This window comes from Hymenobacter sp. GOD-10R, from assembly GCF_035609205.1.
Taxonomy (GTDB): Bacteria; Bacteroidota; Bacteroidia; order Cytophagales; family Hymenobacteraceae; genus Hymenobacter.
In genome coordinates this window covers 2,132,579-2,147,973 of record NZ_CP141184.1, presented here as the reverse complement: position 1 = coordinate 2,147,973, position 15,395 = coordinate 2,132,579, and the positions used below count along the sequence as shown (strand labels likewise).

The 15,395-nt window shown below is 55.5% G+C and carries 11 protein-coding genes; 5 read left to right on the top strand and 6 right to left on the bottom strand.

All coding sequences use genetic code 11. The features are described 5' to 3' along the window. Window positions 1-193: 193 nt before the first annotated feature. Window positions 194-2,317, bottom strand: a complete 2,124-nt coding sequence (locus SD425_RS08685; RefSeq protein WP_324677501.1) for an endo-1,4-beta-xylanase — start codon at window positions 2,315-2,317, stop codon at window positions 194-196. A gap of 351 nt (window positions 2,318-2,668) precedes the next feature. Here SD425_RS08685 and SD425_RS08680 point away from each other — a divergent pair, with 351 nt between their 5' ends. Continuing rightward, complete coding sequence (locus SD425_RS08680; RefSeq protein WP_324677499.1) at window positions 2,669-3,178, top strand: DinB family protein; 510 nt, start codon at window positions 2,669-2,671, stop codon at window positions 3,176-3,178. 167 nt (window positions 3,179-3,345) lie between these two features. On the opposite strand, the gene SD425_RS08675 is transcribed toward SD425_RS08680, so the two are convergent. Beyond that, complete coding sequence (locus SD425_RS08675) at window positions 3,346-4,146, bottom strand: SDR family oxidoreductase (protein WP_324677497.1); 801 nt, start codon at window positions 4,144-4,146, stop codon at window positions 3,346-3,348. Window positions 4,147-4,361: 215 nt separating this feature from the next. Between SD425_RS08675 and SD425_RS08670 the strand changes: the two genes are divergently transcribed. Continuing rightward, complete coding sequence (locus SD425_RS08670) at window positions 4,362-5,708, top strand: NAD(P)/FAD-dependent oxidoreductase (RefSeq protein ID WP_324677495.1); 1,347 nt, start codon at window positions 4,362-4,364, stop codon at window positions 5,706-5,708. A gap of 112 nt (window positions 5,709-5,820) precedes the next feature. On the opposite strand, the gene SD425_RS08665 is transcribed toward SD425_RS08670, so the two are convergent. Both SD425_RS08665 and SD425_RS08660 read right to left on the bottom strand, forming a co-directional pair. Continuing rightward, complete coding sequence (locus SD425_RS08665) at window positions 5,821-6,162, bottom strand: hypothetical protein (RefSeq protein WP_324677493.1); 342 nt, start codon at window positions 6,160-6,162, stop codon at window positions 5,821-5,823. A 224-nt stretch (window positions 6,163-6,386) separates the two neighbouring features. Further along, complete coding sequence (locus tag SD425_RS08660) at window positions 6,387-7,106, bottom strand: PD-(D/E)XK nuclease-like domain-containing protein (RefSeq protein ID WP_324677491.1); 720 nt, start codon at window positions 7,104-7,106, stop codon at window positions 6,387-6,389. A gap of 377 nt (window positions 7,107-7,483) precedes the next feature. On the opposite strand from SD425_RS08660, the gene SD425_RS08655 reads away from it, so the two are divergent. The 3 genes from SD425_RS08655 to SD425_RS08645 all read left to right on the top strand — a co-directional run bounded on the left by SD425_RS08655 (window position 7,484) and on the right by SD425_RS08645 (window position 13,496). Further along, on the top strand, window positions 7,484-9,151 hold the full coding sequence (locus tag SD425_RS08655) for a PA14 domain-containing protein (protein WP_324677489.1): 1,668 nt from the start codon (window positions 7,484-7,486) through the stop codon (window positions 9,149-9,151). A 205-nt stretch (window positions 9,152-9,356) separates the two neighbouring features. Next, a complete protein-coding gene (locus tag SD425_RS08650) occupies window positions 9,357-9,824 on the top strand; it encodes a MaoC family dehydratase (RefSeq protein WP_324677487.1) in 468 nt (155 codons plus the stop codon). A gap of 279 nt (window positions 9,825-10,103) precedes the next feature. Continuing rightward, window positions 10,104-13,496: a S41 family peptidase gene (locus SD425_RS08645; protein ID WP_324677485.1), complete on the top strand. Its 3,393-nt coding sequence runs from the start codon at window positions 10,104-10,106 to the stop codon at window positions 13,494-13,496. Between the two features lie 87 nt (window positions 13,497-13,583). Here SD425_RS08645 and SD425_RS08640 read toward each other — a convergent pair whose 3' ends face one another. After that, window positions 13,584-13,961: a DUF4174 domain-containing protein gene (locus SD425_RS08640; protein WP_324677483.1), complete on the bottom strand. Its 378-nt coding sequence runs from the start codon at window positions 13,959-13,961 to the stop codon at window positions 13,584-13,586. Between the two features lie 129 nt (window positions 13,962-14,090). Further along, on the bottom strand, window positions 14,091-15,302 hold the full coding sequence (locus SD425_RS08635; protein WP_324677480.1) for a glycoside hydrolase family 88 protein: 1,212 nt from the start codon (window positions 15,300-15,302) through the stop codon (window positions 14,091-14,093). Between the last annotated feature and the right edge of the window lie 93 nt (window positions 15,303-15,395).

The following is a 15,395-nucleotide window of genomic DNA, read 5'->3' as shown; positions in this document are numbered from 1 at the left end:
AAGGAAGCAGCTCGCCCAACGAGCGGCGGGCGCAACTGGCAATCCTCTTTATCTGCATTCCGCAAGTTTAGCAACAGCTGTGTTCCTGCTAAACCGAACTACTACGTGGTTTACCACTACCAATTGAAAGCGAAAAAGGGCTGATCGGTACGATACCGATCAGCCCTTTGCACAGCATTACTTCTGTCGCTACTTACTTGGTAATCAACAAGCGTAAGCTTTGCGACTCGCCATTAAGAACAAGCCGACAGTTGTATACACCGCTTGTTAGCGTGCGGCTATCCAGCACCAAGTTATAGCGCTTATTGCTTTGCACCTGGCCTTCGTAGAGGGTGGTGACCAAGGCCCCTAGCTGATTGTAAACTTTCACCTGCGCTTTACCAGCTTGCTCGGGCCGGAATGAGATTGCCGCTTGATCGGTAGCCGGGTTTGGATACGCCTGAAAATCAGCAAGAATTGCAGCCGGCTGGTTCGTCGCGAGTACACCGCATTGCAGCACGATTTCGGCGGTGGTGCTGCAATTACTGTTGGGAGCGGTTACAGTAACCTTGTAGGTGCCGGAAGCTAGGCCCGTCAGGTCTTCCGTGGTGGCCGTAAAGCCGTTTGGGCCCGTCCAGTTGTAGGTATAGTTGACCGTACCCCCACCCTGCGCAGTTAAGTTGATAACGCCATCTTTTCCCGCGCAAGAGGTAGGTGTCTTCAGCCGGGAAGTTACGCTGATGTTACACGGCAGCACCGTGTTGCGCACGTAGTCCTTCAACCACATCAAGGCCGGGCGCTCGGCCCCGTTCGAGTAAGCTAGGTATGCTTCTGCATCTGCTCCTGGCAGCCACCCGAAGTGCGAAATACCTTTAATGCCCGGGTGCTCCCAGAACACGGGAAAGACGCGTTGGTACTCCGACAACTGGGTTTCATCTTCCGAGCCATTAATGTCAAGTTCTGTGATATACAGGGGCAACCCGCTGGCAGCTAACACATCCAAACTGCTTTTCAGGGCAGCCGCAGTAGTCGGGCGCGTAGAGAAAGAGTGGCCTTGTATACCGATGGCATCAATGAGTTGCCGCTGTTGCAGCAGCGTGATGATCGTCCGGTAGCGCGTGGCATTTTCTACGGAGTTCTCTACGGTGTAATCATTGATCATCAGGCGGGCATTAGGAAAATGTTCCCTGGCAAGCGTAAAGGCAGTGATTACCCAGTCCCAACCGGTGGTGCCGGTGCCGCCTAGCGCGTTAATGTAGTTACCGCCGTCGCCGTTGGTCGTCGGAGAGTCGTCTGGCGCGTTATGGAGTGGCTCGTTCACGACTTCTAGGTAGTCGATTCCGGGATAACGCTGCGCGACGGCGGCAAACCATTCTTTAATTTCCGCCAGCTGTTCGGCTGGCGGCAGATTGGCAATCCACGTTGGCTGCTGGCTCCCCCAGATCAGCACGTGCAAACGGAAAGGGAAGCCGTTGTCTTTGGCTAGCTTGTAGGCCGCATCCAGACTGGTCCAGTTCATCACGTCGCGGGTGCCTTCCACCGAGCCCCACTTACCGACATTGCTCGGCACGACCATGTTCCAATAAGCCGTGAAGTTGGTGAGTTGCGCCGGGCTCCAGATGCCACCGAAGAACTTCGATTTGCCCGTAGCCAGCGGAGGCCCGGTAGGTGTGTAAGGTGGTGGCGGCGGCGGTATCGTGCCCGTTTCCCCTTTGTCTAGGTTATCCACGGTGTACGTGGCAGCGGCCCGGCCGAAAGCAAACTTGTCTATTTCCAAACCATCTTCGCGGGCCCCGATCTGCAACGTCCGCGTAAGGGCATCGGCCGTCACCTCAAACTTGATGGGAGATTCACTACCAGTATTCGTCAGGTTAAGTCGCGATAAGTTAATCCACTTCCAGACCCCAATTGGAGCCGTACCAGAGCCAGTTACGACGTCGGTGCCCGCCGTAAAGCCCGCAATGTTGAGGCCATTTACGGTAGTCCAGTCGGCATCGTTGGTGGGCGATTTGGTACCAAAACCATTGCCATAGAAGAAGCTGTCATCATTAGCGCCAGCCGGTCCTACCCGCACTCGAACGTAGAGGTTATAAGTGCCAGCCGACGGAAAGGTCACCGAGTATGTAATGATCCGCGCTGGGGTACCTGGGTTCTGCGAATTGATTGTGCTGGTAGGCTTGACGGTTACGTAGCGCACATCCGTCTCGTCGAGCGTGTTCCAATCCGCGCCTACAACGCCGGATTCAGCTTGTTGCGGAATGGGTTCGTTTTGCGCTTGTAGTGTGAAACTGCGCAGGCACAGCCCTAGGCAGGAAATAAATAGTACGGAATTTTTCATAGGCTTTGGAAGGTAAGTGGGTATTAAGAGTGGATTGGGATGCGTGAGTTGCACTGATTGCGCAAACGATTGAGCTGTTGACGAAAGATATATTTAACAGCATCATAACTACCAATGCCAGAAGAAGATAAACCACCACAAACGATTCCGGTAACTACCACAATCGTTTGTGGTAAACATTTAATAAAAGGGGCATGCTTCCGAAGTCAAGTGTCTATTCGTTATAAAAGGCTGCTGTTAGGTAGCAGAGCACTCTCCCATTAAAAATCGATTTTCCGTTTTCCTACTGACACAGGGCTGTCACTACCGGCCGCTAGGTTTGGGACATCATTCATCTAAAACCTAGCTCCTATGCTAACTGCCACTGCCGCGCCACTCGCGCAAATTATCCTGCCCGAACTCGACCAAGAGCTAGCCCTTACGCGCCGCATACTGGAGCGCGCCCCCGAAGCGCATTTCTCCTGGCAGCCCCACCCAAAATCTATGGCCCTGGGTCATTTGGCAAGCCACACAGCCGACATGCCTAGCTATATGGCCACTGCTCTAGAAACGCCGGAGCTAGACATCTCAGAAGCCGTAGGCGACTGGCAGCCAGCAGCTACTAGCGCTGAGCTGCTGCAACGCTTTGAAGCAAATGGAGCCGCCGCCCGGAGCGCTCTGGCCACTGTTGATGAAGAAGCTTTTGCGCAGATTTGGAAGATGCACTACGCCGGGCAGACCGTTATCAACCAACCGCGCTCAGAAGTCGTGCGCCATATTATCAGTCACATGATTCATCACCGCGGTCAAATCATGGTGTATTTACGCCTGCTCGACATACCAGTACCCGGCGTGTACGGCCCTTCTGCCGACGAAAAGTAGAAGCCTAGTCTCTCCCAAAACGCAAAAAGCCCTAGCCTACTGAGTAGGCTAGGGCTTTTTAGCTCTGGTGAGGCATGGCAGGCAGCCGACTAGTCTCGATGAGCTGTCTGCAAAACCTTGTTCAAAAATTCTGGTCAGCTGCCTGCCGCATTGCTTCCAGAACCTAGTTATTCGCTTTTATTAATTGGCTCCCCTTGCTTAAGCATGTTGTTAGCCACCATGTCGTCGGGCATGAGGTTGCTCATGGCCACCTGGGCTTTATTCTTGAAGCCCGATATGATTTTATCCTTATTGGCGAGCAGAGCCTCGTAGCCATCTTTGGCTACTTTGGCGGGGTCCGCTTTGCTGCCTTCCTGCACCAGTTTCGAATCTTCCATATCGGCTTTATCGAAGAAATCGGTGTCGGTCACACCCGGGAGCAAGGCAGTAATAGCAATGTTGGTGTCCTTATTCTCGGCGCGGATGGCTTCCGTAAAAGAAGTCACGAAGGCCTTCGTGCCGTGATACACCGATTGCAATGGGCCAGGCAGTTCGCCACCAATGGACGATACTTGCAGAATCTTGCCTTCATTGCGAGCTACCATTTCCTTCAGGAAAAACTTGGTGAGCACCACGTACGCACCAATATTCAGCTGAATGATGTCCAACTCCCGGTTGATATCCGTTTCCGTAAACTTGCCGTACTGGCCTTGACCGGCGTCGTTCACCAACGCATCAATCTGAATGCCTTTGGCTTTTACCTCCTCGTATACTTCAAAAGGAGCCTCACGCTTGAACAAGTCTTTGGCAATGGTGTTTACCTGCACGCCATACTGTTGGCTGAGCTGGGAAGACGTACTTGCTAGCTCTTCCTCACTGCGCGCCACGAGTACGAGGTTGTATTTGTCTTGGGCAAATAGCTTAGCTAGTTCGAGACCTATGCCGCTGGTTGCGCCCGTAATGAGCGCGTATTTTTGTGCGTCTGCCATTTTATTGTCGAGCTAAAGTGTTGTTTGCTAAATTTTTACGACCGCAGTAGCACTTAGTTTAAAAGAATTATGGCGTGTAAACCAACAGCTGCGCCGTAGCTGTTCTGCATTTAAGACGGCAACAGTTCTGCTCGTCAGATACATAGTAGATTCAATACCAACCACTTTCACCTCATCAGCGGCAGCGCTGGTGGTCGGTGCTTTTTCACCTAAGTATGCTGCATCAGCAAACTAATATTTTAGTTATTGGCGCCGGCGCTGCTGGCCTCATGGCCGCCCGCGACCTAGCTCGTGCCGGCAAATCGGTTACGATCATCGAGGCTCGCAACCGTCTCGGTGGGCGTATTCACACCTTCACCAGTTCGGAGTTTAGTGCACCCGTGGAGCTAGGTGCCGAGTTTATGCACGGCGACGTGCCACTCACTAAGGAGTTGCTGCGCGAGGCGAGTATCACGTACCAAGACCCCGGCGGCAAGAACTACGAAGTAGGCCAAGGTCACGCGCAAGAAACAGGAGACTATATGGAAGACCTGCCCCTGCTGCTCGATACGCTGTACACGCTGTCAGATGACATGCCGCTGGCTGCTTTTCTAACCCAGTACTTTCCCGAAGACCGCTATCAGCTACTGCGCGACCAAGCCACTCGTTTTGCCGAGGGCTACGATGCCGCTGACTCGCAACGCGCTAGCGTTTTTGCGCTGCGTGACGAGTGGTCGGGGGGCGGGGCCGAGGACTCACCGCGTCCACTAGGAGGCTACGGAGGTTTGCTGCAACTGCTTGCTCAACAGCTACAAGCAGCAGGCGGCACCATCGAGCTAGGTACCGTTGTGCAAGCAGTGCACTGGCAACCCGGCCACGTAGAAGTGCGCTGCGATAATGACCGGTACTACCAGGCTCAACAAGTTGTCCTGACGGTGCCGTTGGGGGTATTGCAGGCCACAGAAGAGCAGCCAGGCTATGTGGCGTTTGTCCCCGAGTTGTCAGAAAAGCGCACCGCGGCGGCGGCCATGGGCTTTGGCGCAATCATTAAGGTGTTGTTCGAATTTGATGAAGCGTTTTGGGAACACAGTGCTGCGGAGCTAGCACAGCCTCTCTCCGACCTAGGTTTCTTGTTTTCGGATGCTCCTATTCCAACTTGGTGGGCTCAGTTGCCTGATCCGCGCCCACTCCTCACTGGTTGGCTCGGTGGACCCACCGCTCTCCACCTCCGCGACACTCCGGATGAAGTAATTATCGAACAAGCGCTGGAGTCTCTGGCTTACATTTTTACGACCACGCCTGCCTACTTGCGCGCAAAGCTGCGGGGCCAACGGGTCGCTAATTGGGCCGCTGATCCATTTGCCCTCGGGGCCTACACCTACTCCACCGTCGATACGGCTACGGCTCGCCTTGTACTGCTGCAACCCATTGAGCAGACGCTGTTTTTTGCCGGGGAAGCCGTGTACGCCGGCCCAGCACTGGGCACGGTAGAAGCGGCACTACAGAGCGGGAAAGACGTGGCAGCCTCCATCATCAATCAACAGTTAACCCCTAGCTCTTCAGAACCCCAGGCGTTACGCTGAAGTTTAAAGCTCCTGAGCTAATTCTCCTGCACCGGCACCTAACCTATCGGCTAATAGCAAAGCGCCCCACTGAGTTTGGTGGGGCGCTTTGCATTACTTCAGCGTATGTGGCCTAACGACGACCGTAGTCGTTGCGATGAGCAGCTTCCCAACGGGCCCGCTCGGCAGGGGTTACGCGGTGGTTGCGGTCGTAGCCGTAGTTGGAGTCACGGTCATTGCGACGTTGCTGGGCTTCCCACCGGGCACGCTCAGCGGCTTCTTTGCGCTGACGTTCAAACTCCATTTTGCGGCGGGCTGTCTCCAAACGAGCGCGCTCAGCAGCAATACGGCGGTCTTCTTTATAGTTACGTTCGCGGCGGTCATTGTCGTGGTGGTCGACTGGAGCCATGGCGAATGATGGAGTAGTAGCCAACATAGCAATGGCAGCGGCGAACGAAAGCAGGGCAGTTTTCATAGTAAGGAAAGGGTTGAAAAGGTTGAAATCCTTAGATAATCAAGGCGTTAACTAACCTAGGATTATCCGGTGAAAAAATATCAAGCGCTTGTCTACCCCATTGCAAGCGAGATGCCACGCACCCCGCATCAGCCTGCTTACCTCCTACTTTATCTATGAATACCTCAAGTTTACCGCCGAAGAGCACGGCTTCGCCTACAGGTTTACTATCCAAAATCTTTTTTCTACGACTCGGCTGGCGTTTGCCCTAGGTTGTTAGCTACTTCGCGCACTGTTTCGGTTAGGTAGCTAGGCACCTCCGCATCGGGGAGCAGCAACTTTAGCAGGCGCAAGTACTTCGCCCGTCCTTCCGTCAACATCACCGGAGATACTTCCACGGTAAACACACCAAACGGTTCTACCTTCTGCACCCCAACCAATAGGAAGCGGTCAGCACGCAATGCATCGGAGTAGAACGCCGCCTGCCGGTCGTAATCGTAGCCGCTACACTGAGCCAAAAAGTGGTTGTAGTCGCGGGCTAGGGTTGTCTTGAAATCAATGATGGTATAAGGTTGCCCCGGCTGATCTACCACCAAATCGGCCCGCAGCTTACACAACGTGTTGGTCGTCGGCTCCGTGAAGATGCAGCTTGGCTCGGGCGTACCAGCTTGCAGCAACGCGTTGAGCTCAGGATTAAGCTTTACCCCCTCAACCAGCCACCACACAAGCGTATCGTTGATACCGGGTTGCCCTGGCTCGTACAACGCAGGCTCGAGCAAGGCCGTGTGAAAGGCGGTACCTAGGCTCAACGCATTCAGCGCAGAAATCGGCCGGGGTGGCCGGCCATTCAGGGCATCCCGCAGGCGCGACAAATCGGAATTAGCAATGGCAGGCGCGGCACGATAGTCGTCGTACGACAGACGCAACAAGTCAGGGCGGCGGAAATTTTCGGGTTGTACAGACACGAGAATAGAACAAAGGAAACTATAAAATAACTCCTTACGCACCCTAGGTTCGCAGGATTGTGCCTAGGTATCTTTTTCTCCACTAATTCGGCACCTATAATTCTTTCGTACAAAAATCTCTCAGGCGTAATCAAGGATTCTTTTTGGTACTTATCAGCACTCATAGTTTTGCACGAGAGCAGCCTCACGGTTACGAATGGATCGGATAGCTCAACCATAAAACTTGTTATTGAAGCTTGAAAGGCTCTATTTCTTAACAAATAAGAATTTGACAATACACTAGAAAGAAGCATATGCGGCCGGAAATTTGTAAGCCATTTTTGCACTTAGCTATTCTGGCTATCACTCTTTGATTGGTTCAATATCTTCTTTAAATCGTGCGACATCTACTCTTCTGTTCTATTCTTGGGCTTGGTGTAACCAACTCCGCGCTGGCTGATTTGCCAGTGTGGCTTGGGGCTACTGATCCCACCAAAACGACCTCGGGTGTTGCTGATCCGATCTTGGTGCAAGGCGCCGGCACGGGTCTTACAGCTTCATATTTTAATAATGGTACGTTAGCTGGTGCTCCAGTACTCCAGCGCGTTGATACTGCCGTTGATTTTCGCTGGGGCAAAGGTGCTCCGGCTTCCACCCTCCCCGCCGATTATTTCTCTGTGCGCTGGGAAGGTTTACTCGCTGCTCCCGCCACCGGCAGCTACACGTTTGCCGTCCCCTCCGATAGTGGCGTACGGCTGTGGGTAAACGGAAAAAAAGTAATAGATACGTGGAGCTCAAAAGGCACTACTGGCATTATTGGAGTACCCGTGAGCCTAGCTGCTGGGGAAAAAACGAGCATAAAGCTTGAGTACTACGAAGAAGAAGGCGACGCCACTGTGCAATTGATGTGGACGCCACCAGGCAAAGCGCCTCAGATTATTCCGATGGCGTACCTGTATCCGAGTGGCTCGCCCACCACGCCCGATCCTACAGTATCGGCTCAGCCAGCCGTAGCAGCAGCGGCTACGCCCAATGGCACGGCGGCTAAAACGCCTGCACCAGCGCCGGTTGTTACCACGGAAGCGGTTGCGGTGGAGGTACCTGCTATGCCAGCTCCCGTAGCCAAAGCCACCCCTGCCGCTGCTCGACCGGCCGCACCTGCGCCGAAGCCAGTGGCTGCTCCCGCACCCAAAGCAGTAGCCGCAGCGGAATCGAAAAGCAAAGACCCAAAACCATTAAAGCCTTCGGCTACAGCACCGAAGCTCGTGCGGGCGCCCAAGCCTGTATCTGCTCCGGAAACGACGGAGGTTTTGTCGGGCGTATTTACGCTGAAGGTACGCACGACGGGTACCCCGCTCGAAGTAATCGAACCTAGTCATCCGTATACTGGTGAAGGCCTAGCAGCGGCGGCTGCTACTCCTACTGATCCACAATGGAAGATTGAAAGCGTAGGCGACGGATATTATCGCGTGGTGGTGCAGGGCAGCAACAAAGTGCTTGAAGTGCTAGGAAGCGAAACCTCCAACGGTACGCCCATGAGCCTGTGGACCTACTACAGCGGCAACAACCAGCTCTGGCGCATTGAGCCCGTAGGCGAGGGTTATTACAAGCTAATTGCCAAGCACAGCCGCAAAGCCTTAACCTCAAAAATTCCGACGGAAGGCGGTATTCAGCAGTGGCGCTACAGCGGGCGCGAGGACCAGCAATGGAAGCTTGAGCCCGCCACCGTGAAGCCTCCAACGATGGTGGCGAACAACGTACCGGGCGTGGGTGCCAACAACATGAGCGTGTACCCCAATCCATCGAACGGTGTGGTGCAGATGAATTACCAGCTAACTGAGTCGTTGCCACTAGGCTGGGTCCTCTACGACCAACGTGGGGTGGTAGTGCGCGTTTCTGATTACCGGCGGCAGACAGCGGGGCCGCATAACCAGACCCTCGACTTTGTGGCACTACCAACCGGCGACTATAACCTGCACTTGACGGTAGGCACCACCACAACGCAGCAGCCTGTTGTTATCCGGCACCCAAAGTCAGATACGAGCAATGCAGAGGCTTCTAAGTAACCTAGCTCGGTAACGGCACCGGCTGGCTACGCACAAAGCACAGCGGCCCGGCTATTGGCACTCACGAAGAGGTCAGTAGCCGGGCCGCTGTGCTTTGTGCGCCAAGCTTAGCGACTGATGATACGCTCTTATCAGCCTTTACCCGATATTGCGGCCGCATTACCGTCCGTGTGCCACACGAACTATTCCACAACTTGTAGCCCGCATGAGTCACGTAACTATCAGCAGCTTAGAAGAGCTTACCCGCTATGAAGGTCAGGAGCTAGGCGTCTCGTCCTACTTTCAGGTCACGCAGCCGCAGATCAACTTATTCGCCGAAGCCACCCTCGACCATCAGTGGATTCACGTCGACGCGGAGCGGGCCCAGAGCGAATCGCCCTTTCAGGCGCCCATTGCCCACGGCTATCTGACGCTTTCGTTGCTGCCTTATTTATGGATGCAGGTGGTTACCATCAACAACCTAAAGCTTCAGGTGAACTACGAAATCGAGAGCCTGCGCTTCAATCAGCCAGTGAAGGTAGATAGCCACGTCCGGCTGCGAGCCAAGCTATTGTCAGTGAAAAACCTGCGAGGCGTAGCCAAAACCCGAATTGAAGTGACCTTGGAAATTCAGGATCAGCCCAAGCCTGCTTACACCGGTGTTATCACGTTCCTTTACCACTTCGATAAGTAATAAACCCAAGCGCTCCGTTCAAACCCAAGCAGCCCTAGCCGTCCGGTAGGGCTGCTTTTTTATTAAGCTACTTATCAAATATTTTACTACAAAAGCTAGCTTGTGCTTTGCATACTCCGCTCACGACCAGAACTATTATCTTGACTACCAAACACTTCGTTCTTCGCAAGAAAACTCAAGCAGCCCTTAGCTAGCTAGGCATGTCGTTTTATCTTGCGATACTACCACGCGTTAAGCTCTCACAGTTTGCGGGTTTAATCTTCTGCTTTTCCCTACGCTATGCCTACTTCTACCTTCTTACAACGTGCATCTAAGCCGTTATTACTTGCCGCACTGCTCGCTCTGCCTTGGGTGCCTGCCTTAGCAGCCGATCCACCGACGGCCGCTTACTTCACTGAGCCTGCTGTATCGCCTGACCGTACGGAGCTAGCTTTCGTTTCGGGTGGCGACATCTGGACCGTGCCAGTGGGCGGTGGCGAAGCCAGGCTCCTAGTAGCGCACCCAGCCAACGAATCACGCCCTCTGTACTCGCCTGACGGCAAGTCACTGGCCTTCACCTCTACTCGCACTGGCGCCGGCGACGTGTACGTGCTGAACTTGGAAAGCGGACAGCTGCGCCGCCTCACCTTCGACGACGCCAACGACCAACTCGACGCCTGGTCGCCCGACGGCAAGTGGCTCTACTTCTCGTCTACGAGCCACGATATTGCCTCCATGAACGACATCTACCGGGTGTCGCTAAATGGGGGCACGCCCATGCCGGTGAGTGCTGACCGCTACGCCAACGAGTTCTTCGCCGCCCCGGCGCCCGATGGTCAGACCCTAGCTTTTTCGGCCCGTGGGGTGGCGTCTAACTATTGGTGGCGCCACGGCCACAGTCACTTAGACGAAGCTGAGATCTGGCTGCGGCGCGAAAAGGACGGCAAACCTAGCTATGAAGCCCTGACCACGAGCGGGGCTAAGGAGCTGTGGCCCATGTGGGCGGCAGCGGGCCAACGGTTGTTCTACGTGTCGGACCGCAGCGGCGCGGAAAACCTCTGGACCATTGGCCTCGACCGAGCGCCCGCCCGGCAAGTAACCAGCTTCAAGGATGGGCGCTTGCTCTGGCCGAGCATTTCTCACGATGGCAAGCTGATCGTGTTTGAGCGCAACTTCCGCCTCTGGACTATGAATACCGACAATGGACAGGTGAAGGAAGTGGCTATTCGGCGGCGGGGTGCGCCAGCGGGCAGCCCCGTGGAGCGCGTGCGCTTCACCGACCGCTTGCAGGAGCTAGCTCTTTCGCCCGACGGCAAGAAGGTTGCCTTCGTGGTGCATGGCGAAGTGTTTGCGGCCGGTGCTACGGCTGGCGGCGAGGCTACACGGCTGACCATTACGCCGGCCGCTGAGATGGAAATTTCTTGGTCGCCCGATAGCCGCAGCCTTATCTACCTCTCGGAGCGCGACGCGGCCACGCACGTATACCGCTACGACTTTGCCACGGGTAAGGAAACGCGCCTGACCAACGACAAGATGAACGACGCCGCGCCGCGCCTTTCGCCCGACGGCAAGCTGCTGGCCTTTGAGCGCAACGCCCGCGAGCTGCGCGTGCTGGACCTAGGGTCGAAGCAGGAGCGCGTCGTGACGACGGCCAACTTCGACCGGATACCGCTGCACGCCGAGCGCTCCTTCACTTGGTCGCCCGACAGCAAGTGGCTGGCGTTTTTGCCCCGTGGGGCGCGACGCTTCACCAACGTTTCGGTGGTGCCCGTGGCCGGGGGCAAGGAGGCGCGGCCGGTCAGCTTTGTGGCCAATACCAACAGCAACGGCGTATCATGGAGCCCCGATGGCAAGTTCTTGCTCTTCGACACGGGCCAGCGCACCGAAGACGCCCAAGTGGCCCGCGTGGATCTGCTGCCCCGCACGCCGCGCTTCCGTGAGGACCAGTTCCGGGACTTGTTCCGGGAGCAGCAAACTCCCACGCCTACCGCGCCCGATAAGAACACCGCCCCGACGGTGAAGCCTGCTACCCCACTGCCCGCCGCTGACTCAGCGCGCGCCACGACACCTAGCATCGCAACGAGCCGTGGGAAAAAGCTCAAGGATAAGAATAGCCTTACTACTGCAACCCCCGATTCCTTGGCCAAGCGCCCGGTGAGCATTGTGTTCGAGGATATTCGGCGCCGATTGAGTTTGCTGCCCATTGGCGTTAATGTCAACTCGCACGCCATCAGTCCTAATGGTAAGTGGCTGCTGTTGACGGCTTTTGTCGCGAATCAATCTAACCTCTACCTCTACTCGCTGGATGAGCTAGGTAAAGAGACCTCCGTGGTACGGCAACTCACCTCCACGACGGGCTTAAAGCGCAACGCCCAGTTTTCGCCCGATGGTAAGGAAATCTACTACCTCGACCAAGGCAAGATTCAGGTGATTCCGGTAGATCCGGACAAGGGCAAAGCGCGCCCCATTGCCGTATCGGCAGAGATGGACGTAGACTTTGAGCACGAAAAACAAGCGGTGTTTGAGCAAGCCTGGAGCTACCTGCGCGACCATTTCAACGATCCTAGCTTTAATGGGGTCAATTGGATGGCACTCCACTATCAGTATGCCCCCTACATCGCTGGCGCCCGCACCGTAGACGAAGCCCGCCGCTTAGTGAACCTGATGATCGGGGAGCTCAATGCTTCGCATACGGGCCTAAACCCCGCAGCTCCCACCACCGGCACCGTGTCGCCATCAACGGGGCGGCTAGGTGTTGCCTTCGACCGGGAGGAGTACGAGCAGAAAGGCCGCTTGCGGATTACCAGCGTGCTGCCCCTCAGCGCCGGTGATTTGGCCGGCCTCAAAACGGGTGACTACCTGCTCGCCTTGGATGGCCAAGAGCTAGCGGCGCCTACGAACCTCGACGAGCTCTTGCAATACACCGTGAACCGGCGCGTGGCCCTGCGTGTGGCATCAAACGCCAAAGGCACTGGGGCCCGCGAGGTAGTTGTTCGCCCCCTGAGCCGCGACACGGAGAAAGGCTTGGCGTATCGGCAGTGGGTGGAAGAGCGCCGCGCCTACGTGGCCAAGGCCAGCGGCGGGCGCTTGGGCTACGTGCACATGTATGATATGTCGGCCAACTCCCTAGCTCAACTCTACCTAGATCTCGACGCCGAGAACCTAGGTCGGGAAGGCGTGGTGGTGGACGTGCGTAACAACAACGGCGGCTTCGTGAACGTGTACGCCATCGACGTGCTAGCCCGTCGTAGCTACCTGACCATGACCAACCGCAACATGGCCCAAGCCATACCGGCGCGGGGCTCGCTAGGTCAGCGCGCTGTGGAATTGCCCACTATCCTGGTCACCAACCAACATTCCCTCTCCGACGCCGAAGACTTCACCGAAGGCTACCGCGCCCTGAACCTAGGTAAGATCGTGGGCGAACCAACAGGCGGCTGGATCATCTTCACTTCGAACGTCTCCTTGCTCGACGGTTCCAGCCTGCGCTTGCCCAACACTACTATCCGCGCCACGCGCGACGGCCAGGTCATGGAGATGAACCCCCGCCCCGTCGACGTGCCCGTAACCCGGCCCATCGGCGAGAGCTACGCCAGTCGCGACGTGCAGCTGGATACAGCCGTGCGGGAATTGCTCGGCCAGCTAGCTAGCTTCGGCAAAGGCAAGCCAAACAGTACAGGCGGCGGGAATTAGAAGCGCATAACGATCCGTGATGCTTCGACAAGCTTAGCAGGACCATTCTCATTCAAAAGCACTAGGGCGAACCCAGTTGGGTTCGCCCTAGTGCTTTTTCATTTCTTGCTGCCGCATCGGCATCTTATCAATAGTGCCGAATAGCTGCTGCGCTGTCAGGGCCTTGGTCTGCCGCAGCTTCACGCCGCCGTCCTTGCCAATTAGTAACACCGTAAATTGGGTCGGTTCTACTTTCAGCTGCTGTTGCAAATACTGCTTGTCGGCGGCCGATAGTTGATTGGCGGTTAGCTCTAGCACCCGGATGTCTCGGTCGTGCACCGCGCCTTGGGCTTGAGCTAAGAGGCTCTTTTGTTGTTTGAACTCGGCATTGTCGGCAGCTGGAGCGTAGAGCAGCACCATACGCTTTTCCCACTTGCCGGCGCGCAGCGTCTCCGCCAAGGATGGTTGCTGAGTGGATTGAGTCATTGCTAGAAGCGGCGCCAACAAAAGGCACCCTAGGATGATGAAACGAAATGATAGCCTCATACCAAACCTAACCTACTCTTGCCGGCGAAAGTTGCCGCTATGCCTGTAGGAACCCGCCGTGGCGCGTTCCTACAAACCTTTCTTGGCAGCTTCTATTTCGAGGCTAGCCATAATAAAAGGACCTACTCCCTTAAAATCGTTTTGCTTAATCTTCTCACTTAGGTAGTACTCGTAGCTACCGTCGCGATAAGGGTCGCCACCTAGGCCGCCTACGCTCACCGTGCCGTTCATAGCAAGTGCGCCGTTAGGAGTCGTTTCGATGAAGTTCTTCACGAGCCCATCGTAGCCCTGCTGTGCTACCTTTTGGAAAGCCTTATCCAAGTACCCTAGGCGTGTGCCCTTCGCCAGCGCGTACACAAACATGCTGGAGGAAGAGGTTTCGATGTAGTTGCCAGCGCGGGTGCCTTGGTCAGTTACCTGATACCAGCCGCCGGTTTTTGGATCCTGGTACTTGGTCAGCACTGGCGCCAAGCGCTGCAGGTCTTTGATGAGTTGCGCGCGCTGTGGGTGGCTTTTGGGGAAATAATCAAGCACATCGACCAAGGCCATAGCGTACCAGCCCATGCCGCGGCTCCAGAAGTTAGGCGATTGCCCAGTTTGCTTGTTGGCCCATTTCTGCTCTTTGCTTTCGTCGTAAGCGTGGTAGAGCAAGCCCGTTTTTGGATCGACGCAGTACTTTTCAATTAAGGCAAATTGCTTGGCGATGTCGTCGAAGTTGGCGGGTTCGTTATAGATTTTGCTGTACTCGGCGTAGAAGGGCTCCAGCATGTAGAGGCCATCGAGCCACATCTGGTTGGGGTAACGCTTCTTGTGCCAGAAGCCACCTTCTTTGGTGCGCGGGTGGGTGGTGAGTTGCTGCCGCAATAGGTCGGCGGCTTTGCGGTACTTGGTTTCTTTCGGGAAGCGCTGAGCGAGCGTGAGCACCGAGCGGCCCGTCGGAATGTTATCGACGCTGTAGTCGTCGGACTTGTAGCCGGTGATGGTGCCATCAGGCTGCACCGAGTAGTCCACGATTTTGTGCACGTAGTTGAAGTAACGTGGGTCGTTGGTGCGCTGGCCTACCCGCTCCAGCGCCGTCAGCATGACGCCTTGCTCATAGCCCCAGCGCGCAGCCTTGCTTTTAGCAATACCAAGCGAATCAGGATATTCAGCCATAAACGAATCGGCCATGCGCTGAGAAAGCGGCTTTGCAGCGCCTGCCACCTTGGATTTGGTTTGCGCCCAGCTAGCTTGGCTGAGCAGCATTAGGCCAAGGAGCAGGAAACGTAGTGGGTTTGTCATGCTTGGAAAGGATGAGAAGAATAAGGCTAAAAAGAAAATTGAAGCTAGGTTAGTCAGGCTCAGCATAAATCACAAAAAACCAACGGAGAAAAC